Source organism: Cognatishimia coralii (assembly GCF_037478305.1).
GTDB classification, from domain to species: Bacteria; Pseudomonadota; Alphaproteobacteria; order Rhodobacterales; family Rhodobacteraceae; genus Cognatishimia; species Cognatishimia coralii.
This window is the reverse complement of the sequence record NZ_JBBGAZ010000015.1, coordinates 1-24,146: the sequence shown is the minus strand read 5'-3', so window position 1 is coordinate 24,146 and position 24,146 is coordinate 1. Positions and strand designations below refer to the sequence as shown.

26 protein-coding genes are annotated in these 24,146 nt (G+C 51.4%); 22 read left to right on the top strand and 4 right to left on the bottom strand.

What is annotated here, in order from left to right; genetic code table 11:
* Together WG622_RS17295 and WG622_RS17290 are read right to left on the bottom strand one after the other, a co-directional pair.
* Positions 1 to 444, bottom strand: coding sequence for a BrnA antitoxin family protein (locus WG622_RS17295; protein WP_303963866.1), 444 nt, complete (start codon positions 442 to 444; stop codon positions 1 to 3).
* On the bottom strand, positions 431 to 694 hold the full coding sequence (locus WG622_RS17290) for a BrnT family toxin (RefSeq protein ID WP_339404661.1): 264 nt from the start codon (positions 692 to 694) through the stop codon (positions 431 to 433). The genes WG622_RS17295 and WG622_RS17290 overlap by 14 nt, the downstream gene beginning before the upstream one ends.
* Here WG622_RS17290 and WG622_RS17285 point away from each other — a divergent pair.
* The 18 genes from WG622_RS17285 to WG622_RS17200 all read left to right on the top strand — a co-directional run bounded on the left by WG622_RS17285 (position 685) and on the right by WG622_RS17200 (position 19,080).
* Positions 685 to 1,203, top strand: coding sequence for a hypothetical protein (locus tag WG622_RS17285; RefSeq protein WP_339404660.1), 519 nt, complete (start codon positions 685 to 687; stop codon positions 1,201 to 1,203). The genes WG622_RS17290 and WG622_RS17285 overlap by 10 nt on opposite strands.
* Complete coding sequence (locus tag WG622_RS17280) at positions 1,196 to 1,669, top strand: hypothetical protein (RefSeq protein ID WP_339404659.1); 474 nt, start codon at positions 1,196 to 1,198, stop codon at positions 1,667 to 1,669. Before WG622_RS17285 ends, WG622_RS17280 begins: the two co-directional genes overlap by 8 nt.
* Positions 1,666 to 2,094 carry a VirB3 family type IV secretion system protein gene (locus WG622_RS17275; protein ID WP_339404658.1) on the top strand — a complete coding sequence of 143 codons (429 nt, stop codon included), beginning with the start codon at positions 1,666 to 1,668 and terminating at the stop codon, positions 2,092 to 2,094. Before WG622_RS17280 ends, WG622_RS17275 begins: the two co-directional genes overlap by 4 nt.
* The gene (locus WG622_RS17270; protein ID WP_339404657.1) at positions 2,076 to 2,981 is read left to right on the top strand and encodes an ATPase, T2SS/T4P/T4SS family; all 906 of its coding nucleotides are present in this window, start codon (positions 2,076 to 2,078) and stop codon (positions 2,979 to 2,981) included. Before WG622_RS17275 ends, WG622_RS17270 begins: the two co-directional genes overlap by 19 nt.
* 14 nt (positions 2,982 to 2,995) lie before the next feature.
* Positions 2,996 to 3,376 (top strand): TrbC/VirB2 family type IV secretion system protein, encoded by a 381-nt coding sequence (locus WG622_RS17265; protein WP_339404656.1) that lies wholly within the window; start codon positions 2,996 to 2,998, stop codon positions 3,374 to 3,376.
* 41 nt (positions 3,377 to 3,417) lie between these two features.
* Positions 3,418 to 4,563, top strand: coding sequence for a TrbG/VirB9 family P-type conjugative transfer protein (locus WG622_RS17260; RefSeq protein ID WP_339404655.1), 1,146 nt, complete (start codon positions 3,418 to 3,420; stop codon positions 4,561 to 4,563).
* The gene (locus tag WG622_RS17255) at positions 4,563 to 6,986 is read left to right on the top strand and encodes a VirB4 family type IV secretion/conjugal transfer ATPase (RefSeq protein ID WP_339404654.1); all 2,424 of its coding nucleotides are present in this window, start codon (positions 4,563 to 4,565) and stop codon (positions 6,984 to 6,986) included. Before WG622_RS17260 ends, WG622_RS17255 begins: the two co-directional genes overlap by 1 nt.
* 102 nt (positions 6,987 to 7,088) lie before the next feature.
* A complete protein-coding gene (locus WG622_RS17250) occupies positions 7,089 to 7,841 on the top strand; it encodes a TrbJ/VirB5 family protein (protein WP_339404653.1) in 753 nt (250 codons plus the stop codon).
* Positions 7,842 to 8,056: 215 nt separating this feature from the next.
* Positions 8,057 to 9,136, top strand: coding sequence for a type IV secretion system protein (locus tag WG622_RS17245; protein WP_339404652.1), 1,080 nt, complete (start codon positions 8,057 to 8,059; stop codon positions 9,134 to 9,136).
* The gene (locus WG622_RS17240) at positions 9,129 to 9,848 is read left to right on the top strand and encodes a VirB8 family type IV secretion system protein (protein WP_303963365.1); all 720 of its coding nucleotides are present in this window, start codon (positions 9,129 to 9,131) and stop codon (positions 9,846 to 9,848) included. Before WG622_RS17245 ends, WG622_RS17240 begins: the two co-directional genes overlap by 8 nt.
* A 10-nt stretch (positions 9,849 to 9,858) precedes the next feature.
* Positions 9,859 to 11,115 carry a TrbI/VirB10 family protein gene (locus WG622_RS17235; protein WP_339404651.1) on the top strand — a complete coding sequence of 419 codons (1,257 nt, stop codon included), beginning with the start codon at positions 9,859 to 9,861 and terminating at the stop codon, positions 11,113 to 11,115.
* A 119-nt stretch (positions 11,116 to 11,234) separates the two neighbouring features.
* Entirely contained in the window at positions 11,235 to 12,542 is a 1,308-nt protein-coding gene (locus tag WG622_RS17230; RefSeq protein ID WP_339404650.1) for a hypothetical protein, read from the top strand.
* A gap of 15 nt (positions 12,543 to 12,557) precedes the next feature.
* The gene (locus tag WG622_RS17225) at positions 12,558 to 13,358 is read left to right on the top strand and encodes a lysozyme family protein (protein WP_303963373.1); all 801 of its coding nucleotides are present in this window, start codon (positions 12,558 to 12,560) and stop codon (positions 13,356 to 13,358) included.
* The gene (locus WG622_RS17220) at positions 13,345 to 13,797 is read left to right on the top strand and encodes a hypothetical protein (protein ID WP_303963376.1); all 453 of its coding nucleotides are present in this window, start codon (positions 13,345 to 13,347) and stop codon (positions 13,795 to 13,797) included. Before WG622_RS17225 ends, WG622_RS17220 begins: the two co-directional genes overlap by 14 nt.
* Positions 13,798 to 13,903: 106 nt before the next feature.
* Positions 13,904 to 15,103 (top strand): DUF1173 family protein, encoded by a 1,200-nt coding sequence (locus WG622_RS17215; protein ID WP_303963378.1) that lies wholly within the window; start codon positions 13,904 to 13,906, stop codon positions 15,101 to 15,103.
* A gap of 1 nt (position 15,104) precedes the next feature.
* Positions 15,105 to 15,659: a hypothetical protein gene (locus WG622_RS17210; protein WP_303963380.1), complete on the top strand. Its 555-nt coding sequence runs from the start codon at positions 15,105 to 15,107 to the stop codon at positions 15,657 to 15,659.
* A complete protein-coding gene (locus tag WG622_RS17205) occupies positions 15,659 to 16,633 on the top strand; it encodes a hypothetical protein (protein ID WP_303963383.1) in 975 nt (324 codons plus the stop codon). The genes WG622_RS17210 and WG622_RS17205 overlap by 1 nt, the downstream gene beginning before the upstream one ends.
* 23 nt (positions 16,634 to 16,656) lie before the next feature.
* Positions 16,657 to 19,080, top strand: coding sequence for a type IV secretory system conjugative DNA transfer family protein (locus WG622_RS17200; RefSeq protein WP_339404649.1), 2,424 nt, complete (start codon positions 16,657 to 16,659; stop codon positions 19,078 to 19,080).
* A 168-nt stretch (positions 19,081 to 19,248) separates the two neighbouring features.
* Here WG622_RS17200 and WG622_RS17195 read toward each other — a convergent pair whose 3' ends face one another.
* Together WG622_RS17195 and WG622_RS17190 are read right to left on the bottom strand one after the other, a co-directional pair.
* Positions 19,249 to 20,073 (bottom strand): SEL1-like repeat protein, encoded by an 825-nt coding sequence (locus tag WG622_RS17195; protein ID WP_339404648.1) that lies wholly within the window; start codon positions 20,071 to 20,073, stop codon positions 19,249 to 19,251.
* Between the two features lie 156 nt (positions 20,074 to 20,229).
* Positions 20,230 to 21,048, bottom strand: a complete 819-nt coding sequence (locus tag WG622_RS17190) for a tetratricopeptide repeat protein (protein WP_339404647.1) — start codon at positions 21,046 to 21,048, stop codon at positions 20,230 to 20,232.
* 382 nt (positions 21,049 to 21,430) lie between these two features.
* Here WG622_RS17190 and WG622_RS17185 point away from each other — a divergent pair, with 382 nt between their 5' ends.
* The 4 genes from WG622_RS17185 (at position 21,431) to WG622_RS17170 (ending at position 24,067) form a co-directional block, all read left to right on the top strand.
* Positions 21,431 to 22,156 (top strand): response regulator transcription factor, encoded by a 726-nt coding sequence (locus tag WG622_RS17185; protein ID WP_339404646.1) that lies wholly within the window; start codon positions 21,431 to 21,433, stop codon positions 22,154 to 22,156.
* A 218-nt stretch (positions 22,157 to 22,374) separates the two neighbouring features.
* Positions 22,375 to 23,247 (top strand): hypothetical protein, encoded by an 873-nt coding sequence (locus WG622_RS17180; protein WP_339404645.1) that lies wholly within the window; start codon positions 22,375 to 22,377, stop codon positions 23,245 to 23,247.
* An 81-nt stretch (positions 23,248 to 23,328) separates the two neighbouring features.
* The gene (locus WG622_RS17175) at positions 23,329 to 23,763 is read left to right on the top strand and encodes a VOC family protein (protein ID WP_339404644.1); all 435 of its coding nucleotides are present in this window, start codon (positions 23,329 to 23,331) and stop codon (positions 23,761 to 23,763) included.
* Between the two features lie 46 nt (positions 23,764 to 23,809).
* Positions 23,810 to 24,067, top strand: a complete 258-nt coding sequence (locus WG622_RS17170; RefSeq protein WP_339404643.1) for a hypothetical protein — start codon at positions 23,810 to 23,812, stop codon at positions 24,065 to 24,067.
* Positions 24,068 to 24,146: the final 79 nt, after the last annotated feature.

Below are 24,146 nucleotides of genomic sequence, written 5' to 3'. Positions count from 1 at the left end.
TTACAGCCCCATCCCCTTTCGCAGAAGTTCGTTTGCTCGCGATTGCCAACCTTTACCGGTGGCGCGAAGTGCTGAAAGCAAATCTGGATCAAGTCGCAGCGTCGTTGAGACTTTCGGATTAGCGGATTTCGGGCGTCCCCCTTTAGAGGCGGACTTTGCTGGTTGTCGTTTATTCGCCAGAGGGCGCTGTGCTTCGTCAACTGGGCGAAGAGTATTCAGTTCCTCATCTGTCATGGGGCGCTCAACTTCAGGATCAGGTCCAACGAGTTCGCCAGTGGCTGTCTCCACCCACCAACTGTCTTCATCCAAATGGAATTCACCGGTGGCAATAAGCGCATTCATCTCTTGCTTGTATTTTGCCCAGCGTCGATCCATCTCTTCCGAATCTTTAGCGGTGTCTCCCAAGTCGCGTGTAACAAAACTTGGCCATTTACTTGGTTTCATAGCGTTTCCTTTCTCGCGAATTCGCGGCGCGCAGGGAAATTACCGACAGGGCTTCGCTACCGAGGGGTCTGAAAACAGCCACGGTTATCAGCTTGCCGTTCACCCTTCCGATAGCAATCGAACGGCCCGCGTAGCTTGGCTCAATCAGTGCATTTTCAAAGAAGTCCTCAGTAAGCACTGCGAAATCCAGCCCATGCTTTTCGATATTGCTAAGTCGCTTCGGCTCATCCCAAACAATCAATGTGGTCACTGCAACGCAAGATCATTTCAACCAAAACCTCTCTATCTGATTTGGTTTTTGTTACTACACAAAGCTCAGTTGAACAACCCTATCGCAAGGGAGAATACATGATGACTCACGATCTCAATCGCACCGGTCAAGGCGCTGAGCCAAACAACCAATCCCGCACTATGCTGTGGCAGGCTGTACTAATGACCCAGGTTCGAGACCTCTTTAACATCAGAGTTTGGGGTCACTCAAACGGCGGTCAAATTACACTCAAATCCAATGATTGCGTTGATGCCGAGAACTGGGTGGGAAAGTTTCCGTCACAGAATTTCATTTTGGTTTGTACGTTTGCAGGCTTCGACCCCCAAGCAATCCACGAGCGGTTAATCCGTATTATGGCGCTTCCAGCGGCGGAGCGCGCTCAGATCTCATTTGGCGCGCTAAGCCAAAATCCAGGAACGCTTTGGGACAAAATTGAAGCCCTAGAGGCTGCACTGGAAAACACCGGTTGGGAGAATGACAATGGGTGAGTTTTTGAATTTCTTTCGTTCAAAGAAACTACGCAAGGGCGCGCTAGTCCTGATGTTCACTGCGACACTGGCGGCATGTGAGCATCCAGGCACAGAAACGAGTGTCGGTCGCAGTTTTGAGGCAGGTTTTCAAGACGTGCATCTCTGCGCGGTTGGGTATGACATGGCCCGCTCTTTTGCGCAGAAGGTTCAAATTCGTGGGACAATCGTCAAAGCCCCTCGCAAGCAAACTCGATGCGAAGGTTTCGCAATCGACTACCTCAGGAGAGCAGGTTACGCGGTCGAGGAAACAGCTGGCAAAGGCGAATTTGGGATCGAGCTTTTCTCTGAGGGGCAAGACACTGCAATTGGTGTCGCCAAATTTGGAAATGGCATCATCATATCTCGCCACTATCGATCTGCGCCAACAGGTGTTTTCGCATTGACGCCTCCAAACGTGATTGTCGCTGACGGGGGCGTTTTATGATCCCGGTCAACCCAGCTTTCACGCGGCCGGTATTGGTGATGGGCATGGAGCGACGGGCTTTTCTGACGCTACTGTTCACAAGCCTCATCTGGTTTGTGCTTGGTGCTATCACTCTTGATCGCGGATTGATCTTTGTAATCATTTTGCTTTGCGGAATGTCGATCCTCCGCGTTGTTGCAGATGAAGATCCACTCTTCTTTGCAATCTGGTGCCGGCGCATGAGGCGCAACTGGCCGTTCGTAATTTCGTTCTCTCTGCAGTCTGACCCAAAGCAACCACATTTTGTGACCCGCACTCTCAAGCCAAATGACGATGGCGGTTTCACTTGGGTGCCCGCTCCTATTGTAGGCGGTCTTCATCGGATCGCCGGTGGAATTGTCACGATCATAATGGGGGGGCTTGTTTGGTGGATTTTCACAGCATGAATACTGGCGCGGAACTTGCTACTGAAGCTCTTGGACAATTCTCGCACCTTCTTCATGAAAATGAAGTTGTCGAGATCTCAGCCAATCCTGACGGCAAGATTTTTTGCGACCGTTTTGGGAGTGGCTGGGCATTCGCCGGTGAAATGAGTGAAGGCCAACGCCAGCGATTTGCGCGGGTCTGCGCATCGAGCACCGGTGACACAATCAACCATGAAAAGCCTATCTATTCGGGTCGGGTTCCGGGCACTGTGCATCGCGTTGAAGTGTTAGTGTCGCCAGTTGTGGCGGGCACGACGTTTTCAATCCGACGCCATCGAGATCTGACGCTGGGCTTTGATGATTTCGATCTTGAAGAGGAAACCGAGGCCGAACTCATTGAAGCTCTGCACAGCCGCAAAAACGTGGTAATTGCAGCCGGTACGAAGGCAGGCAAAACCACATTCGCCAATATCTGTATGGCGGATATAGCGGTTTTTGCCCCAAAGACGCGCGCGATCATCATTGAAGATACCGATGAGCTGAATTCACCATTTGAAAACACGGTCAAACTTCGCGCCTGTGAGCAAGCCGGCTTTGATGCGATGCTCACATCGACCCTGCGCCTGGCACCGTCGCGAATTTTCCTCGGCGAAGTGCGGACAGGTGCGCAGGCTCTTTCCCTTCTGAAAGCATGGAACACAGGTCATCCCGGTGGATTGACGACAATTCATGCCGACAGCGCAGGTGAGGTAATTGCTCGCTTCGCGGAACTGATTGGCGAAGTCAGCCAGTCCGATCAATCGGCGCTTATCGAGCGCGCAATTGACGCAATTCTATTTCTTGAACGCGGCGAAAGCCGGCCGAAAGTGGTCGAGTTTTTGCAGCAAAACCAAAGCAATCAATCCTGAGAAAGGACCAAATTATGTACCGTCGTCATTCAATCGCCTTCATCGCTCTGACAGCAGCTGTCCTTATCTCGCCGCAAACCGCAATTGCCGCCAGTAGCGCAAGCGATGTGTTTAATACCGGACCACTGGAAAGCATTATCAACTTTATCACGGGGCCTGTTGCGCGCTTTATCGCTATTCTGGCGGTGTTTGCGCTCGGCGCGATGATAACGATGGGCCAAGGTTTTCAAGGGTTTGGCCAGCGAGTTCCCACGGTGCTTGTTGGGATCATTTTCATCATTGGTGCTGTTAATGTCGTTGACTATTTCATTGGCGGATCGAATTCTTCGGGCGCATCGCTGTCTCTGACCGAGATGTATGAGCTTCAAGCGGTGGTGAAGGGTTCAGCACAATGAAGACCCTCAACCCTATCTTAGTCTTTGCATTAAGCGCTACCGTGGCCACAGCCAGTTTGGCTCAAGAGGACGTGGCCGTTGAACAGCTCGCCACGCCAAAGACCGAACTGATTAAAGAAGAGTTGGGCGCGGATCCTATCGCAAGTGGATCTGGGGGCGAACGATTCGCGCAGGAAACCGGCGCGCAAATCGCCGTAGACGAAGCTAAAACGCCAATTTCGAACCAAGACCAAGCATCGCAATCTCTGACCTCGGCGATACTGGAAACCACTGGTGCGGATACAGCACCATCTCAATCAATCGTCCAGCAAGCGCAGGAGATTCAACCGGTGAGCCAGCCTTCAGTTCTGCGTGCGGATGATCAGACTGAACGCATGATTTCGGCTGCGCGCCAAGTGCAGGATCAGACGGCACCGGTTGCGCTTGGCAAGGCAGGGCGCGTGATCGTGACGTATGGCGAGGCTCTGCCAGTGTTGGTCTGCACGTCTTTGGCGGTCTGTACCGTTGAGCTTGAAAAGGGCGAAAACCTTGTCGATGCGCCTGTTCTCGGAGATCCAGTGCGTTGGATCATGGAGCAGCGTCAGGTCAATTGGCCAGGTCAAGAAAAGCAGTGGATTTTTGTGTTCAAGCCAACTGCTGATGCGGATCGCACGTCCACGGCAGTCTTCGTCACGGATCGTCGGATTTACTCAATTGTGCTTAAGCGCCACCCGTTTGAGTACATTCCGATCCTGAGCTTTGATTATCCCGACACACGACATCGGATCCTCATTGCGCAGATTGAAGCTGAGCGCGCAGCGCTTCTAAAAGCAGAGGCGGACGAGCTGAAGCGCAAGGCAGACGCGGCAGCGGCCGCTGCGGCGCGCGCAACAAAAGCAGTAAAGGCGTCAGGTACCAAAACAGTACGGGGCCTCATTCCAGCCGAAAAGCTAGACTTCAATTACAAGGTCACTGGACGTGCGCCATTTAAGCCCGCGCAAGTCTATAATGACGGCCGCAAAACCTATGTGGTTTTACCGTCGAGCTATAAAGGGTCGCTGCCCGTTCTCTTAGCAGGTGAAAGCAGTTCGAATGCGGCCATCAACATCAGCTTTAAGGATAGTCGCTTTGTGATCGACCGACTGGTGAGCTCGTTCACGCTCAAAGATGGGTCAAAGACGGTTTCGATCAAGAGGATCTCGTCCTGATGACCATGTGGGCAGATCCAAACCAAAGCCTTAGTGAATATATGAACTGGGGTATGATCCTTAAGCCAGGGGTAATCATCTGCAAAGATGGCAGTTTTTTGGCCGCGTGGTCCATGACCGGTATTGATCCGGAATCTATGGAGGAGAGAACCTATGCTGCGCAGATGGAGCGGATTTCGCGTGGCTTCGCCGGATTTCGAGACGATGCGACCTTTTGGGTCACGCTTTGCCGAAAGTCAGCTGCAACAGAGTATCTGAACTCTCAAGCAGGGCAGGGTAATGATGCACTCGCCCTTATTGCAGCTGAGCGAGCTGCGATTTTGAGTGCGCCGGGCGGTGCATTTCGAAATGAGTTGACCATGGCGGTCCAATGGGCCCCACCAGTTATTGCTAAAGACAGTGCTGCGAATTTGGCTCTATTTGAAACCTTTTGCCGTACCGTTGAAGGCAGATTTCGATCCATTCTTGGATTGAAACGGCTCAGGGTCGGCAAGCGTCAAGATCGTCGCGGTCAAATCCGCGACTATGACCAGCTGACAAGCCATTTGGGTGAGCGGACCACTGGTTTGCCGCGCTACTACAATCCCGCGCCGTTGGGAGAGCAAGCCTATGTATCACAGCTTCTTCGTCCCTCGTTTGTGCAAGCGGCGCCCTATGAAACACCTGTGATAAATGGACGAGAGGCTGAGATCATTACGATTGATGGTTTCCCGTTGTCTATTGATCGTGATCCATTTGGCGCGCTTGAAACTATTCCCTTCGATATTCAGATCACGATGCGGTTTGCCTGCCAGTCCAAGCGCGCAACCCGCAACATGGCAAATACGGTTCTCAAAAACTGGCAACAAGGTGGGTCAAGCCTCTTCAAACAAGCCTTCTCTGAGGGGCCAGTGAAACAAGATCAATTCAGTACGGAAATGGTCGCTTATGCTGAGAGTACGATTGCAGAGATTGAGCGTGATGCGCTGAGCTATGGACGGTTTGTACTCACCGCCGTGATTTTTCCGGATACTCAAATTGAAGATCCCGAGGCTCGCCGCCTTGGCGTTGAAGCCCATGCGCATGAAGTCAGTGAAGCCTTGCAAGACTCGGGCTTTGAAGTGCGACGCGAGCGCCTAAATGGGCTTGAAGCCTATTTGGGTTCATTGCCTGGGCATTCCCATTACAACATTCGCACCCAAGGTGTCTCAAGCCGAACCTTCGCCTGGTCCATGCCCACCACCTCTATTTGGACAGGTTCTAGGACCAACCCCGCTCCAGAGCCCCTGTTCCCGGAAGGGACGCCCGCGCTCCTAACAGGTCGGTCTTTGAGCGGCGAACTTTTTGATTTTAACTTGCATGTTGGCGATGTCGGCCATGGTTTGGTGTTTGGTCCTACAGGTGGTGGTAAGTCGGTTCTACTAGGGCTGCTTGCAGCACAGTGGCAACGCTATCAGAACGGTCAGGTGATTGTGTTTGATAAAGGACGCTCGATGCAGCGTCTGACGCGGGCGCTTGGGGGGTCGGTGTCTATCTTTAACGCAGAGCATGGCGGTGTGGCACCGCTTGATGCCTGTGACCATCTGGGTGGTGCATGGCTTGAACGATGGATCCGCACCCTTGCTGACGTAAACAACATCGCACGTACCACGGCTCGCGACAGCGAAATTAAAACTCTGGTTCAGACGTTCATGGACAGCAAACTGCGTAGCTTTGATGCCTTAGCAAGCATTACGCAGGACTCTGAGCTGCGCACAATGTTTCAGACCTATCATACGTCTGAGGTCACTGCCGTGCTGCGAGGTGGCGACGGATACAAAGGTCTAAGTTCCACAATGACGCTCTTTGAGACAGAAGAGATCTTTAACGATCTTGATAATCGCGCGCGTGTCCCATTGATCGACTACCTTTTTGAAGAAGTAGCTAGGCGCATCGACGGTCGCCCGACTCTGATCATTCTGGATGAAGCTTGGGCCTACCTAAAAACGCCTGTTTTTTCACAGCGCATAACCAGCTGGTTGAGAGAAGGGCGCAAAAAGAACCTGGCACTGTTAATGGCTACCCAATCGCTCAAGGACATTCTCGATGACGACCTTATGGGTGTCATTATGGAAAGCTGCAAAACCAAGTTGTTCCTTCCAAACGCCGGCGCACACTCGGACGCAATCAAGCCTCAATACATGCGCCTGGGACTCAATGAACAACAAGTGGAAAACATCGCCACGGCGTCACCAAAGCGCGACTACTACATCACCCAAGAAGCCAACGAGCGCATCGTCGAGTTTGCATTAGGTCCGGCGACGCTCACGCTGATTGGACAAACCAAGCTTGAGGAAAGCGCAGCAGCAGAAGCGGCCTATCAGGCTGATCCTGAGTTTTGGCGTGAAGATGTCGATCGCGCGCTGACCGATGTCGCGCAGGCCAAACAATCCGATCTCTCTTAGCAGCTTTTGATCAACCCAGTGAGGTATACCATGAAGAACTTTAGGAATGCAGTCGCAACTGTCGCAGTTTGTATGGCTCTTACTGCAGGTCCAACATCCTCAATGGGATCTGTCACTGGTTTCGCCAGTGAATGGACCCAGCTGGCCAACAATGCACAACTCGGTCAAATCGTGGCTGTAGAGGGTCAGTCCTTAGGCCTTCAAGCGGACCAGTTGACCACACAAGTCACACAACTTCAGACGGAGATCGCCAGCTATCAAGCGATTTTGCAGAATCTTCAAAGCCTACCTGACAGCTATCTAGAGGAAGCACTGGGTCCACTTCTAAAGTTGCGCGATATCGGCCAACAGGCAGGAGCACTTTCCCATGACGCCTCAAAAATGAGCTGGTTCCTAGAAAGTGGTCTGATCAAAGACGCAGGTTTTGACCAAGAGCCAGTCAATCGCGCAGCGTTTTCACAACGCTTCCGGGATTGGTCGGAGCAATGGACCAACACATCGACTGCAGCGATCCAGAGCGCTGGGTTGTCTATGCGTGATCTTGAGGATGATGCTCAGCTGATTGACAAAATCAGCTCTCGGGTTGGCAATGAGGCTGGTCATCTGCAGGCGCTTCAAGTGGGGAACGAATTGGCGAGCGCACTGGCCGGCCAGATGACCGATCTTCGCGGCCTGATCGCGCAGCAAAATGAAGTTACGACTTTGGCTTGGGGCCGTAAGTTCGCTGCTGACGAAGCGATCGAGGCAGAGCGTCTTCGTTTTGAAACCGAACTGGAATACGACCGTCGTCGCTTGGAAAACACTGGATATCAGCCGCTCAGTATTCGCGAAATTCTTCAGGGCACGCGACCATGATGCAGAAGCGTTTCCACGAAACATTTAAACACAAGTGGGGTCAAAATCCCGTTCGACCGAAGGTCGAGGCAGGGAATTTGGCATCAACAGGACATGAAAACGCTCTAAGGCTTGCTCTTGGTGGCCTAATGGTTTTGTTGCCCTGCGCTGCAAGCGCCTTGGGGCATGCTCCATTTGTACCATCGGTCCCAGAAGTTGCTTCAACTGGTAACGAAGTGAGCGGGGAAAGCGCGGATGGCCTTATTAGATCCCTGAAAGCGGTGCTGACTGGTGTCATCGATGAAATCGCGTCGATCACGCGCGGGGCCATTCTCACCTTCTTTGCAATCAATATCATCGTTTCTCTTGGGCGTAGCACGATCGGCAACACGCCTTTTGCGGAGTTTCTTCAGAAACTCGGCTACAGCGTAATTATGGCCGTTTTCTTGTTGGGGATCGTGACAATCATTCCTGACATTGTTGGGTGGCTCCTGCAGTTTTCTGGGGTGCTGAATCAAGCTGCCGCGCAAGGGGCTGGTCTTTCAAGCACTGGGGCAGGAACTGCTGCGGAGCCTAGCGTTGGAAACATCTTGCAAAACGGGCTGTCTGGTCTTGCCAGTATGTTGGACTCCATCGACTTGCTGTCACCTGCCACATTCCTGTTTGTCTTTATCGCTCTCGTTGCAACTGTTCTATTGGGCGTAACGATCGTCGTTTTCGTCGTTGCATATGGCGAGCTCTATTTCGTTGCGGTTCTTGGGATGATCGTTCTTGGCCTTGGAGTTTTTGAGCCAACAAAAGATCTCGTCAAAACCTATTTCATGACCTTGCTGGGCTCAACTTTGGCGCTAGTCACCATTTTGTTGACCTACGCAATCATTACCGGGGCGTCATCCGCCGCATTCGGGCAGGCGGGAGGCTGGGATGGTGGACTGACCGAAGTCCTTGCCTCGCTCCTGCTGCAAGTCGTGGGCGTCTTTCTGATTTTAATGCTGCCTCGCACCATCCAAGGCCTGGTTGGATCAGGCGGATCAACAGCGCTTGGTCCATTGCTGGGCGCGGCCGTTGCTGGCGGCATCGCAAAAGCGAGTGCCGCAACACTTGGTGCAGCTGGTGGTGGTCTGGGCGGTCTTGCGTCAGGCGGTGTGAGTGCAGCCGGTGGCAGTGCTGGTGAGATCGCGACGTCGGCGCTCGCAAGCGCAGGCAAAGGGGCAAAAACCTACGCAGGCGCAGGGTGGAGCCGCCCGGTAACTGGCCTTGCACAGCAAGCAGCCTCAGATCTGCGCGGAAAGTTTGGGAAAGCAAAAAATGAATGAAACCGTAATGCAAAATGATGTTGAGCTGGTGAATGAGGCTGCCGGCAACTTAGACCAATCAGAAGCGCTATCTGGGCGGCACTCGGAGTGGGACAGCTGGTTTCAAGGACATCTGAACGCCACGAAGAACTGGCGTAATGCTGCCTATTTCTTCGCGTTCCTGAGTGCTGTGGTTGGTGGGGTAGCGATACACTACGCCAGCAAGCCAGAGCGCACGCCATATGTCGTCGCTGTTGACGGAGTAGGGCAGGCGCGGCTCGCTGGTCAAGCACTTGAGATCAAGGATTGGCCCGAAACGGTTGTAAAGGCTGAACTAGCCCGCTTCGTGCGTCAGTTCCGCTCCGTTCCAGCTGATGCAGCCGTGATCCACGGCAATTACACGCGCCTTCAGTCCTTCGTCATTCGCGGATCTTCGGCACGCGCAAAAATCGTTCAATACGGCGACGACTTGAGAACCAACCCGTTTGAAAGAGTCAAAACTGGAACGTCGGCAATCAAGATAGTTTCTGTGAACCAATCAGAAGGCAACACCTTCTTTGTGGACTGGGACGAGACTGAGCGCACGCTGACGGGGGAAATCACCACTAGGTACCGATACCGGGGAAGCTTTGTTGTTTCGCAGGCCGGGAATCTGCCTCGCGAGCAGCTGTTGGTTAATCCGTTGGGCCTCATTGTCGAGGACTTCGACATTCAGCGGATTAGAGCGTTTTAGGGAGAAGACGATGGTTAGAAAGATCAGGAACTTTGCCTTCGTAGGTCTCTTCGGGGTCGCATTTGTGGCGTTTATGGCTTCGTTTGCAAGTGATCAGCTCAAGACACTCGCCTCCAAAAGCTGGATTGTTCGGCAGGAACAACAATTCGACGGGGCTGTGGGTGAGGATACAAACCTCGCCGATCAAGTCGAATCCAAATCAACTGGCGTGACTGACGACGCGAATGATCCGGTCGAAAACCAACAAGGCAGAAGGCCAACAAATACGCGCACAACGGTTTCTACCAGTACCACGCAGCGAGAGGCGCCAGCGCCGACTCTATCTGACGAACAATTGGAGCTGATTGAAGCCATTCGGCTTGAAACCCTTCAGGCAGAGGCTGAAGAACGACAGCATCGACGCCAACGGGAACGCATGGCTGGTGAAGCGCCGCTTGGAAACTCACTCTACACGCTGACGCCGCAACCAGTGGCGCTGAATGCAAGCCAAGGGCTTAGCCCGGTTGAGAACGTGGTTACGCCTAACGGTATTACATCAAGCTTGTCAGCCCCACTTCTTGGCAACCAATCGATACAAATTCCATCATCTCAGTCGCCAATTGTTCCCACGGCTCCTGTGCTGCAAGTTCCGCCACAAGTAACTGCTGCATCGGTGGAGCCAGCCACCAGCATACAGCCACATAAAGATCGGCCTGTTCAACCTGCTGGCACTCAAGCTCTTGAACGAGGCACCTTTATTTCAGCGGCTATGCTAACCGAGTTGCGTTCAGAGCTTCCGGGTTTAGTTCGAGCTATGGTGACTGACCCGGTTTATGACAGCCGAACCGGCCACTATGAAATGATTCCACGAGGTTCTTTGCTTATTGGGCAATACAACACCGAAACGGCACCCGGGCAATCTCGGCTGTTGGTTGCGTGGGACGAAATCCAGTTTCCCGATGGGCGCATTGTGCCGCTCGATCACCAAGGTGCGGTGGATGCCAAAGGCGCAAGCGGCGTTACTGGAAAGCGGCAGACCGGCTTTTTGACGACGGTGCTGACTGGCGCTTTGGTCAATCTGGCGGCGAATGCCGGACGCTCTCAAGGATCTTCAAGTGATCTCTCGGCCCTCGCGGGGCAGGCCCTCGGCCAATCTGTTTCTAACGTCACACAGGATTATATGGGTGCGCGTCTGGCACGTGGACCAAGGTTCACGATCAAATCAGGACAAGTGGTCAATGTGCTGCTGGATAAGCCGCTCTATCTTCAGGGCAAGCGTCTCTACTAATGTTTCTGGGCCGCTCCATATCAGGTCAGAATGGCAACCGGTGGCGGTTTTACGCCACTCTCGTCTTGGCGGCGCTGCTTCTGACAGCATCGCAGATCCGCGCGTGTACAGAAGACGAAATGCTGGATCTGATCGGATCGCTGGAAGCTCCACAGGGTTGTGACCAAGTATATGGCGGTGTGAAACTCGATCCGCCGCGCCCAATTACATCGATGCGTGTCTCAGAAGTAATAGCGTGGCAACGACAAGCCAGCCGCACAGCTGTCTCATCTGCCGCAGGTCGATATCAGGTTATTCGCGCCACATTGGAGCGCATGGTGGAGCGCGGCGTTGTGCGCAAGCACGAGCGGTTTTCACCAGGTGTGCAAGATCGGATTGGTCGATATCTTCTGCGCGAAACAGGGTATAGATCAGGGCCAATTGGGCATAAGACAGCCAATCGCATCGCAGGAGTTTGGGCGTCATTGCCTACGACTGGCCCCGGATCAAGTGGCGCATCCTTTTACGAAGGCATCGCGGGAAACCACGCACTTTTGGACGCAGAGACGTTTAGGGCGTTCTACACTTGTGAAACCACGCTCGCGGACACGAAATCCAGTGCGACAGTCGCGCGGATCGGAACGGCCATTGGTCTCGAACTCGACAAGATGTTGCGCATTTTGGGGGAAACCTCTGCCGCGGTCATAGAAGCAATAACCCCTGTGGTTCTGTCCTTGCTTGGCCTCATTCTGACCTTTGGCATCATTACCAAATTTGGCAATGCATCTATCCAAGGCAACGCCATAGGCACGGTGTTCGCTGCGTTCTTGCCTCAATTACTTCTGGCTATCTTCCTCATGGGGTCGCTTGCCACAATGGGACCGTTAATCTGGTGGCTTGCAGAGGAGGCTTTGGGGCTTTCGGCAGCCAGCGGCCCGGGGCGGGGGAGTGGTTTCTCGCTTACAACCTACGCGCGGGAAAAGCTCGGCATCGCCCAGGCCATTTTACTCGAAGGGTCCAACAGATCTCTTTCGCTCTGGTCGGTGTTTTTAGACGGGGTTGAAGAGACCCTGCGACAAGTTCTGTTTGGTAGCTTTCTCGCCCTTTGTGCAATCATTGTGGTGCTGCTCACCGCCATTAGCCTTGGTTCTGTTGTTTTCTACTGGGGTCGCGTGTTGCTGGTTGGCGCACAAGCCATTTTGCTACTGCCCTTTGGTGCTGCGGATGAGACCAAAGACATTATGCGCCGCTCACTGACAAAGATGGGCGGATACCTTCTGGCCATAGTGGCTGTCTCGCTCATTTTGGCGACGACTCTTGAGATGCAATCGACATCCAGAGGACTTCTTAATCCCATTTTGAATGCTCTGACCGCAGTGCTGTTTGAAGTCATAGCGACGGTACTGATCTTCTCGCTGCCAGGGCGCGTGGCAAAAATTCTTGGTTAAAAGGACACGGATTTAATGTCTCAAATGTCATTTTCGAAGAAATCGACCTTGCTTCAATTAGTGGTTCTCCTGATCGCATTTGCTGGAGTCACACACTTTGCTCACGCCGAAACGCCAAAGCATGACGATATGCTGCGTTTCATCCGCCATTTTGAAGCCGGTGGCAGCTATGATCGGTACTACACAGGGATAAAATCGCCACCTCCAAAGCCTCTCACGCAGCTGACGGTCGGTGAAGTGCTGGAATGGCAGAAGTCTTTGAGGGGAACAAAATCTACGGCGTCAGGGGGATATCAGTTTATCCGCAAAACGCTCGCGCGCCTTGTTCAGCAATACAATATTCCCTTGGACAGTAAATTTGATGCAAAGCTGCAGGATCGCCTCGCGCAGCTTTTAATCTCTGAATGTCCTAATAGAGATCTACCTAAAGACAATCTTAGGTTTGGCAATTGTCTTGCTGCGATCTGGGCGGCTTTGCCGGTTTTAACCGGACCAAAGAAAGGGGAGTCTCGATACAAAGGTCTAGCCGGCAACAAAGCACTGACCACACCAGATAACGTGCTGGCGATGCTGTCGGGCAAGGAAGTGAACTACAAAGTCATTCCATTTCGCACGCCAAACCAGCCTAGCGACGCCATCAAGTTCGAGACACTCACGGTCTATCACTTCGATCGGGGCGGCAATGGTAGATTCAAACTATCTGGTCCAACGCGCAAAGAGAGGATCGAGCAGTCCATCAAGAAAGCTGGCAAAGACGGTGGGCTGGGGAAGTCCATTCACACGATTTTCGCGGTGGATCCTTATGCAAGCAATTGAACCTGGTCTGCGTCAGCGCCTACCAAAGGCTCTGGCGGTTGTGTTCGGTCTGGGCGCATTGCTCATCGCGCCGACCATTATGCCGAAGAGTCCACCTCAATATACTTGGAACTTCACCAACTCGGTCCCTTTAGGCGTTTATAAACGCCTTGGGGAAAGTGATGCTAAGTTAGGCAAACTAGCGTCTGCTGATGTCTATGTGACCTTCTGTCTACCGCAGGAACTGCAAAGCGCTTCCTTTTTTGAGCGGTTCTGTTCTCCAAGTGCACCAAGCAAAAAGCGCATCATCAAGCGTCTCGTTGCTGAGCAAACCACAGGCGGGTTGGTTGTCCAGGGTGATACAGAGACCAGTCTCGATAGTCGCGTTCTTGGCCCGATAGAGATTGATCAAGTTGATGCGTTTTGGCGGCCATTTCTAACGTGGAGTTTGGGCCAATGAGAGGATTGGTTTTAGCACCATGGCGCTCCGCGCGTAACTATACTTATGTTAATTATGATGGCAATACTGACCCTAAATTAGCGCACTATTGCAGGAGTTTCCAACCATGCTTTTGCTAAATGGATCTCCCATCGATCCGCTAACCACGGATGGTCAGGCTGCACTGGCGAAAGCCTGGGACAATAAAGAGCGACTGGCCTGTGGATGCTGCGCAGCGTCGCCGGCAATGTATGTGGCCAATGTAAATGGCACGTATATCGTAAAGCGTATGCCATCGTCGGGTCCGGATCATGCGCCAGGTTGTCCATCATGGCTGCCACCGGAAGAAGTCTCCGGCCTCGCGCGACTGCAAGGTAGAGCCATTGAAGAAGATGACGAGACCGACACCACCTATCTGAAGTTTGCCTTTGCACTCACGAAGACCGGCAAGAAACGCAATGCGCCCGAACCGGGCGATGCTGAAGCATCCGATGCCTCGTCTCCACCCTCAAAGCTCACACTCTATGGCACGCTCCAGTACCTTTGGTATGAAGCCGGCCTTGCGAACTGGTATCCCAAGATGGAAGGCAAACGCTGGTGGGGTGTTGTCGCCAATGCGCTTCGCGCGGCGGCCGCATCCAAAGTTGTGAAGAAGGATGAGCTGTCCAATCAGCTCTTTGTACCTGATCCCTTTAAGCCCGATCAAAAGGAAGCGCTGAATGCCGCGCGCGAGAGCTTCTTTTCCAAGCTGCGCCCTATCCCCGGTAAGAGCGGGCAGAAACTCGGCATTTTGATTGGCGAGCTCAAAGACGTGGAGCCAAGCACACATGGAGCGCGCCTCACGATTAAACATCTCGGCAAGCCGCTCTTTATGGATCCTGACCTCTATGCGCGTTTTGAGAAGGTCTTCGCCCAAAAACGTGAATTGGCTCTGGCCTATCCCAATGCGCAACAGATTATTCTCGCGACTGTTAGCACGGCCAAGCTCGGGTATCCTGTCGTGCATGAGCTGACGCTTATGTTGGTGAGTTCCAATTGGATTCCGTTTGAGGATATGCGGGATCTTGATCTGGTCACGCATTTGACGGCTCACAAACGTGCATTTGCCAAATCTCTGCGGTTTCATGAGCCGGTAGGCGCTCCGATCGCGCGTGCCATTCTACTGGACACACCTGAGCCAGTTTCCCTCTTTGCCAGTGATCCCAGTGACAGCCCCGAACGTGTGGCTGCGCTCCATAAGGCCGCAAATGAGGGCCGCTATGAGCCGTGGATCTGGGAGAGCGATGAAGGCATTCCGGATCTTCCGGATACCGGTCGGGCGAGCTGACATGCGACGTAAAGAGCGAACCCACGAAACATCACACAAAGAGAGCGTTCGAAATCCCGTTCGAGCGCAGCGAGAGGCAGGGAATTCGAAGGCTACTAAGCGTGGATTCGCTCGGAGTGACGCACAACTCGCCAAGCTGATTGAGGAACGCGATGAGCTGCAAGAGATCGAGTTTGATCGCCTGCTCGATGCGGTCGATGCCAGCGGCATTCTGGGAAAGCGGTTCACCAAGGCGGAACTGACGACCTTCCTGAAGACCTATCAGCCCAATGACAGCCGTCCTTCAAAATCCGCACAACTCACCAAAGGATTAGGAGCGATTTCCATGCGCCAGACTCAGAATGATCGCAAGCTTGATACGCGGCAGAAGATCTTACTTGGCGCGTTTCTGATGGATCTCCTCAATGAAGACGAAGACGCGCGCGGCACCCTCATTCCAAAACTCAAGACATTTATCAAACGCGGATCCGCCTCACAGGCCGATCGCAACACCCGCACCATAAAGCCCCTGCTGGATAACTGGGGCGATACCAATAAAGAGCAGAGTATTTCTTAATGACCTTTAGCAAGATCCGCCTTCACGGAACGACAGGCGTAAAACTATCTCGCGGCAACGGACTATCAGACATCGCGATCTGCAATATCGTTTCAGACGCGATGCCTGCCCTGCAGGTTTTTGAAGTCGGCGCTTTGGTTGAAGATGACACGCCTTTTTATGATTTGCTCAATTTTCCAATTGAGACGGCCGGCATTCCCGCGCTTGAAGCTCTTAACCGGCTCAATGATTATCAGACCTCGATCTACACATGGACCTCAGCCCCCTATCGCAAGCTCTGTGCCGATCTTGGGCTAGATCCCGACGAGGGCCGTACGCAGTTTTTCGAGGGATACGAAACCCTCGGCAATAAGCTTCTTCTGAGGTTAGCAGATTTCACAGAGACCCAACCCACGGAAGCCGCGCGCAATGCCATTCGCGCCTTGGTCTTCGCACTCCATCGCACGGACAAACGCCTCGGCACGTCCATCATCGAGCACACCTGTAATCAGATCACCGAGACCGACCGCGATCAAAACCTGATCATGAATTCGCTCAGAGCAGTGCAAAGCCTCTGGGGTATTAAAGACATCGAAGTAACATTCCTGCCCGACAGACAGTTTCAGAAAGCGGTGTTTCGGCCCAAGGGTCTCAAACCCTCAACCGACCTCTCGATGGTGAACTGGGATGAGCAGTGTTACTGGAACACAGATGGGATTGCTGTGCGACCCGAACATCCGTCTATCATTGAAGAACTTGTACTCCGGAAGCTTGAAGAGGACTTTGGCGTTTGCGTTGTTTTGCCTGGCACAGCCCGCACCTATATGCGCGATGAAGGCGCCTACTATGCGCGCAAATTCGCGGATCTCGCGATGCCTGAAGACTTCCCAGCCCAACACGTTTCTCTTTGGCGCTATCTCAATTGGCTTCGTCGGCGCGAAGGGCTGAGCGCGATGCTGCGCGTAGCCCGCACATTCATTTTCCAAACCGCATAAAGACAAAGATTAGGCAAAAAACCATGAGTAGAAGAAACACATTGAAGTCAGAGCTCACCGCATTCTCGGCCAAATGGGACATCCCTCTGAACATAGGCATTGCCTTTTTTGTTATGGTGATGGTGTTACTTCCCATCACAATTTCAGGGCATATTGATGACTTTGCGCCCATGTTGCTCGGCGTGCCTTACGGCGCGCGCGTGTCAATGCTTTCGGCCGCCATTGCCTACGGCAGCATTTTCTTGCCCTGGGCGCTCACACTTCTGATCCGATTTGACGCCCTCAAGCGCACGGCCGGCATTCTCGCGCTGTGGGGTGTTTTGCTACTTTGGGCCTTTGGCCCATCAATCTATTATTTCCGGGACGCGGGCACCAGCAGTCGGTGGACAATCCTCAACTACGAAATAAGCCGGGTCACACGCGATACTCTATTTAGCGGCAATGCCATGAACGGTGCGACGGTTGTGGATGGCGCGCTGATGCTGGTCTCAGTCGGAATCCTGCTTATGGCGACACGCACCTATGTAACTTGGTGGCGCAAAGGAGTCAGCCATCGCGACATCGAGGCACCTGTGGGATCAGCTGAGACCGCTGTTCTCCCAGATGCAACATGGGCGCCAAAGACCCGCATTAAGGACCGGCTGCGCGTCAAAGGCGGCATTGTTTTGGGCGAGGACACAAACCCTCTGACAGAAAGTCCGAACTTCCAGCCCTTTGATAAGAGTACCTGGGGGAAACAGGGCCAAGGGGATTTGATCCAAGTGGATCCGCGTGAGGGCAACGGCCACACACTCGTGGTCTCCCCTTCAGGCAGCTTTAAGACCTCCGGTATCCTCATTCCCAATATCCATGAATATGACGGGCCCATCTTTGTCGTGGATCCGAAATGCGATCTCTATGCACGATGCAAAGACCATCGAGAAGCCATGGGCCGCACGGTCATCAAGATCGATGCGGAAAACGGGCTTGATCCGCTGAGCCTGATATTCCCGCTCGCGCGCGATCACCCATCCCTTTACATTGCGATTGCCAATGCGATCTGCCCACCAATGGGACAGGTCACGGCGAACTCAGAGTATTTCCGAAACTCCGCCGCGCGGTTCTTAACCGCGCTTATGGCTTATGCCGTGCGATCAGGTCAAAACGACGTTCCAGAATTTTTGATGCAGCTCGTCAATATGCCCCAATCCGTATTTGGCGGCATGGCGGAACAAATCCCAGACGACGAAGATCAGAAGTTCATCAAGGCAGCTCTCCTTGAGGTCGCGCAGATGGACAACAAGCAATACAGCGGTGTCAAAGGAGAGGTCTTCAATAACCTCCAGTTCCTGACTATGCCGGACGCTCGGAAGTACATCACCAATCCACCAGACCGAGATCCAATTGCGCTGACAGATCTGTTCCATCCAAACACGGATGTGTTCATCAACGTCCCAGACATCATTGTAGAGCATCACCCCGCAATGATCCGGCTCTTCTTCACGACAATTGTTCTGGCAATGCGTATGCTCATACAGCCAGACAATCCCCCTGCCCGTCGGCTGTTCATGATGGATGAAGCGGCCATGCTGAAAGGTTTGGAGATCCTGAAGACATTGCGCAATGTCGGCCGTGGCTATGGCATTCATCTCATGCTGATCTATCAGACCATCGGTCAGATCGAGGAAATCTGGGGGCCGCATGAGTTCAGCTCGTGGTTTGATACCATGCAGAACAAAGTCATTGGTTCCATGGAAAACCCAGATGGCTCCGCCAAGTTCTCAAAGATGTTTGGCCAGCACACCGTCATGACCACAACTACCAGTGAGAACCGGTCACGCCCCGATTATCAGCTCTTCGCGGGACAATCGGGCGAAACTGCTCAGACCCAGCTAAAGGAAGTCCCACTTTTTGCGCAGCACCGCCTCGCGAGCCTCGGGCCATGGGGATCGATCATTAAGATCACTGGGCATCAACCTATTCTGGGAACAAAGGCGATTTATCGGACCAGGACAGCAATGGCGGCCAATATTAAGAGTGAGCAAGAGATCGTTGATCGTATGAAACCCACCGCGATCGAGAAGCAGACATTGGATTCATATGATGAGACGAACGCGCGCAAAAGGGATCGCTCCATATTCACGCTAAGGCCGCTGAGAGAGAAAGAAGAGCGGGATATTCTTGCGGCAATGGAAAACGACCCGATTGCGGCTCGCAAGGCCATTGAAGAATCTGCACTACTAACAAGTTCGCAAAAGAAGCGCCTCGATAGAGAGGTCAATGCGATTATAGGCAAGAAAGACGTAAAAAAGAATGACGAAAAAACATCAACATTCGACCCGTCGGAAAGCGACAGCATAGACAAATCAACTTCAAGACCGAGCGATCAAGAGAGCCAATCAATTCAATTAAGTAGGGAACAAAAATCCGACGGTGATAAGAATTGTCCAGATTGCATCGAAACGTAGCCAAATTCGGGCTTTAGATCGGATGAAGCCGCTCGAAAAATCGGAACTTTATGCGCCTTGTGCCGTTAGACTCCTCTGTGCTTGGTGAAAAGAATGGTTTGAGAAACTGAGAATTTAAGACCAGAAGATCCAACACTTTCAACGACTGATGAGGCCAATAAATGACCGCTATTTGCCTTGTCTTTCAAGAAACCTTTGTGCGCCCACGACGCCTTGTGACGATGCTTTGCGCATATACTCTAAACCTAGAGGTTCGTTTTCATCCAGAAGAGGAAAAATCCCATGAAAATAGTAGCTTCCTAGCAGTAAGTTTCCTAGCGGATACTCATTTTCAGCTGCGGCCTTCGCATATTTGAGAGCAGCCTCAACATTTGAATCGTTTAATTTTCGCTGGTAGTGTAAGCGGGACAGCTTAACTTGCGCCCACGGGTAACCTGATTCTGCGGCTTGCTCGATCATTGTTCGACCCAGTTTCAAGTCCTTGGTCAAATACTCACCCAAGAGTTTCCCCCTGATAAGCGCAAGACCAAATGCTGTTTTTCCGAAAACAGACCCGGCCGCCACTGATTGTTTTAGTTTTGTGGTCGGTTCAAGTTTGAGCGGTGCGATCATCCTAGCTTTGTACGCTTGCTCTAGGAGATCAATACCCAGAACTCTTGCTTCAGCCCATGCTGTCACGGCCATAACTTCTGGATGAAGTGGAAACTTAGCTAGCGCAGATTGGCATGTTTTTATGAGATGTGTTTCTTGCTCAATGGACAACTCTTCCGGTGGCCCAAATTGCTCACTTATCTCGGCGGGTAATGTCGGAAAGAGGTAATGGGGTGCTGGTGGGTTTGCAAGTTCAACGCATTCTTGAACCACTGGGTCTCTTCCAGCAGCTGCAGAAACTTGATTAGAATTTAAGAGAACTATAACAACGAGTAGCGGTAGTACAAATGTCGACTTAGCTGATTTCAAGCTAAATGCCTTAGCGCAATCACAAATCTGCATCCGTCTGAACTCCCAATTTGATTTGCGTGTCTGCAAGACTAGTTTTTTGTGTGCTTGCAACACTGACCCAAAGGCGACACAACGAAACCACCAAAACTCTGTTGTTACCGAATAGGTTAGTTCTTATGACGCACACATCTTCGATTGCGCGACTACCTAGTTTTGGTCGAGCCATTCTAAAGCTATTGGTAGTCCCATATCAGCCGCCAAAGTGATATAATGAAGGGCCACTTCAGAACTTTCTTCGACACCAAGGCCGACCTGGTGAAGCTTACCAAGCCTGAACTGCGCGGGGGCGTACCCCTGTTGGGCGGCAGCTCTATAGTAACTTCCGGCCTCAACAAACTGGTATTTCCCCGTCCTTCCTTTTTCGTAGATTAGACCGAGTTGGTACTGTGCATAGGGATACCCAAGGTCAGCAGCCCGTTTGATCAACCTATGACCAAGGTCACGATTTTCTGGGATGAACTCGTTAGCAAAAAAACCGGAGATGTGCGCGAGACCTACTTCGACGCTGGCCAATAATGAACCTGCATTCAAAGCTGCTTCGAATTTGTCCAACGTCGCGAAACTCAACATTGGAATATCGACCTCTCCCTCTCGAAATCGATAGTCCTGCAAAATTCGTCGATCAGCGTACGCGCTCATTGCAGCCACTTCTGCATTGTTAGGGAATGTATCTGCCGCCAACTGACAGATTGCAGCCATTTCGGACATTTTTTCCATGGAGAGATCGCGTTGCTCTGCTACCGCCCAGGAGTTGGGAACCCCAGGATCCTGTGTCAAAAAATGCGCCGCAGGAATGGCAGCCAATTCAGCACACTGGAAGATTAAATTCTCAGAGCCCACCGTCAACGGACCAGGCGCATTCCAAGCGGTACTGCTCAAAAGCAAATCTGCTTTGTCCCAAGGTTCGAAAAACTCGGCATCATACGCTAAAAAGAAAAACAACGTAAAAAGAGATATGAATGCCATTCTCGAAACTCCAAACAGCTTCGCTTCGGCGGCCAAAGCGATTTCAAATTACGCTTTCTTGACTACAAATTTCTCTGTAGTTCGCAAAGTTCCTAACTAGGAACTAAACAACGAAGCCTTTTTTAAAGTAGTTCCCAACGCGCGACCGTCCGACAATTCAGAAGTTTCCAAATATCTCGCAACATGCCGATTAAGGGTGGCTATTGCATCAAACAAGGACCTCAAATTAGTGATTGCGGAATTTGGACTTTTTGGAAGAGCTGGTTATCCTCTCTGCAGTCATCAACTCGATGAATTTGAACCAGGGGATAGTATCGCAGTTTAGTCGACTTCATTTCAAACAAGTTGGATAGCTAGTCTTTCAACAGCGCGATGAATCAAAATGAGTGACAACATAGATTTTGCAAACCTCACTTTAGACCTCGCTTTAGAGGAACGGTTAGACAAAAAGTGGAATCGATTAAATCAGGCGGTTTTAGCGCTTGGGGGAACTTCTTTGACACTTGGAACATCAAGAGCGGGTGCTGAGCATCCGGATTTCTTTGTGAGTTCCTATGAAAACAAGTCTTTTTGGAAAGACTATTTGGAGCAGGATTGGCATGAATGTGATCCCTCGGCGGTCAATGCCGTAAAGAACATACGAAAGACGATATGGGAGACCGAACCTCAAAAACGGTTCCGCCGATCTACCAAATTTGATGATTTTAGCGGCTCACTATCTTCTAGTGGGTTAATGTCGATGCTCTGTTTTACAAACGAAAGCTCAAATGGCCGCATTGTTTCCGGGTTCACCGTGACCATTAATGCACCATTGTCTGACTTGACCGAGGATCAGCTTGCAGGCTTTGAAACCCTCAGCAAAGTACATTCTGCAATGAGTTTGAACATCGTAGATTTGTCGGGATCGCACTCTTTGACAAAACTATCTGAACGAGAAATAGACGTGTTGCGACTGCTTAGTAAAGGACAGGTCATTACACAGATAGCGTTTCAGCTCGGTATCTCCTACCGGATGGTAACAAGACACCTTACATCTGCGAAAGAGAAGTTGGGGGCGTTAACCAACGAGAACGCAGTTTCTATCGCTGTAGAGCTGGGTTTGGTGTAATAGCTTAGCTTCCTTGCAGTAAGAGAAATCAACTAAGCAGCGCAAAAAGAAACTCACTTTTTTAAAGAATAACAACTTAAATCTCGATCCAGGCTAGGAGCAAGCCTTGCAAAACAGAGTTAGGAAGTTGATTAAAATAATACTCAAGACTTAGCTTTGAAAGCGTAAGCCTTATTCTCGACTTTTATTTCGGACTAGTTTCAAAGGACAATTAGACTGTGAAAAACTCACTCCGAAACGATCTTTATCGGTTGTTTGCACAACCCCCAACCATCTTCACAGACTATATTCTTCGCGACAAAAAGAATGACCCTCAGCGCGTTTCTGAAGTCCGAGAGTATGTAGAAAATCACCGTGAAATGCTGAGTCAAGCTCAGCACTATGTTATAGACTCCGAGACTGAACGCTTGTTTGCAAAAATTCTCAGGCAGTTAAAAGATGATGGTCTTGAAGACACATTTCAGACGATCCGGCTCCCCTTCCCTATTATTCTTATGGAAAGTGATAGAGATTTAGAAGCGAAGTCCATTTGTTTGATCGCTGAGAGCGACAACGGTTTCTTTTCTGAGTGTTTCGTCGGACTACCTGAAGGTATCGCGCCAAATTCTTCTGTTCTTTCCTGGGAGAGCGCAACCGCTCAGGTCTTTTCCTCTCCATTGGGATTTGCAGACAATGAGGACGCAAAACCCCAAGTTGAACAGGAACTGCGGATCAATACAGAGTTCTGCTCAATGGTGGTTGCCCTGTGTACGTTGATTAAATACGAAGGAATGCTGTCACTGAATGAACAGCCACTTTACGCGCGTGCAGAACGCAGGCGAGCTGAAAAAGCTGGTAAAAACCTCCCAAATGAGCGGAAAATAGTTGTCAAATTAGGTGATCTTGGCCGCAAACAACTCGAAGTAATGAAAAAATCAAAGTCGAATAACTCTAGGGTAAATAAGCAGGCACATTGGGTAACAGGACATTTTATGAGAACGCGATCTGGAGGTCTGAGTTGGCGAACTCCTCATATTCGAGGAATTGGTAAGCCCATTTTACAGCATAGACACGTCACACATGATGCTGATCATTTCGAAGGCGACGAATAATAGTTGCACCGCCCTACCTATAAATAGACGGTTGTAAATTAACTTGTAGGTTTATCCAAAAATCGCAAATGGAGCGATCGATTGAAGATACGTCACATAAGTATAACGGCCCGCGATGCTATTGCCCTTGCACGTTTTTATGTCGAAGTTTTCGGGTTGGAAGAACGCCGTGCAGCAAAGCGTCTTTCTGGCGAGCTGATTTCGCGTGGTAATGGGCTACCCAACACAGAGGTTCTGTCAATCTGGCTAAACGCGCCCGATCAAAGCGAGCCGTTTCTCGAACTCATGGAGTACGATGAACCTTTGTGTCGAGGAGAGCCTGCAGTGAATGAGCCAGGTTTTGGGCACATCGCAATTCGAGTGTCGAACATTGATGATACAATTCAAGCCATTTTGAAAAATGGTGGGTCTATGCAAGGCGAAGTGGTAAATCTTGGTACCATCGAAAATCCGATTAAACTTGTATATATTCGAGATCTTGAAGGTAACATTTTGGAACTGGAGGAGACCAAGTAGGAAGAAGAGAATTGAAGTGGATGGATTTCCTAACAGGAGTAATGTGATGGAAGTGCTTTTTATTGTCGGGCCATTGGTTGGTTTTCTTTTGTTTATTGCCTTCAGGGATATTTGGCGCAACCGCGTTAGGGGGAAAGCGCTAGAACAGGATGAAAGTGGTCGCTGGGTTTGGATTGATGAATCCGGTCGAAAGACAATAGATAACTATTATGTTCCGGATACTCGAGGAGGTTCGGGTACGAGCGATTACTCTACAGGGTGTTGTCACGTTAACCGAAGGGTTGGCTGGCAAGGCCGTAATTGAAGGTCTTAGGCGATGCTGGCTGCTACTTTCCACGTGCGGAGAGCTTCCATCCGGTGGTAGCGAATGGTCAGGGCGGCGC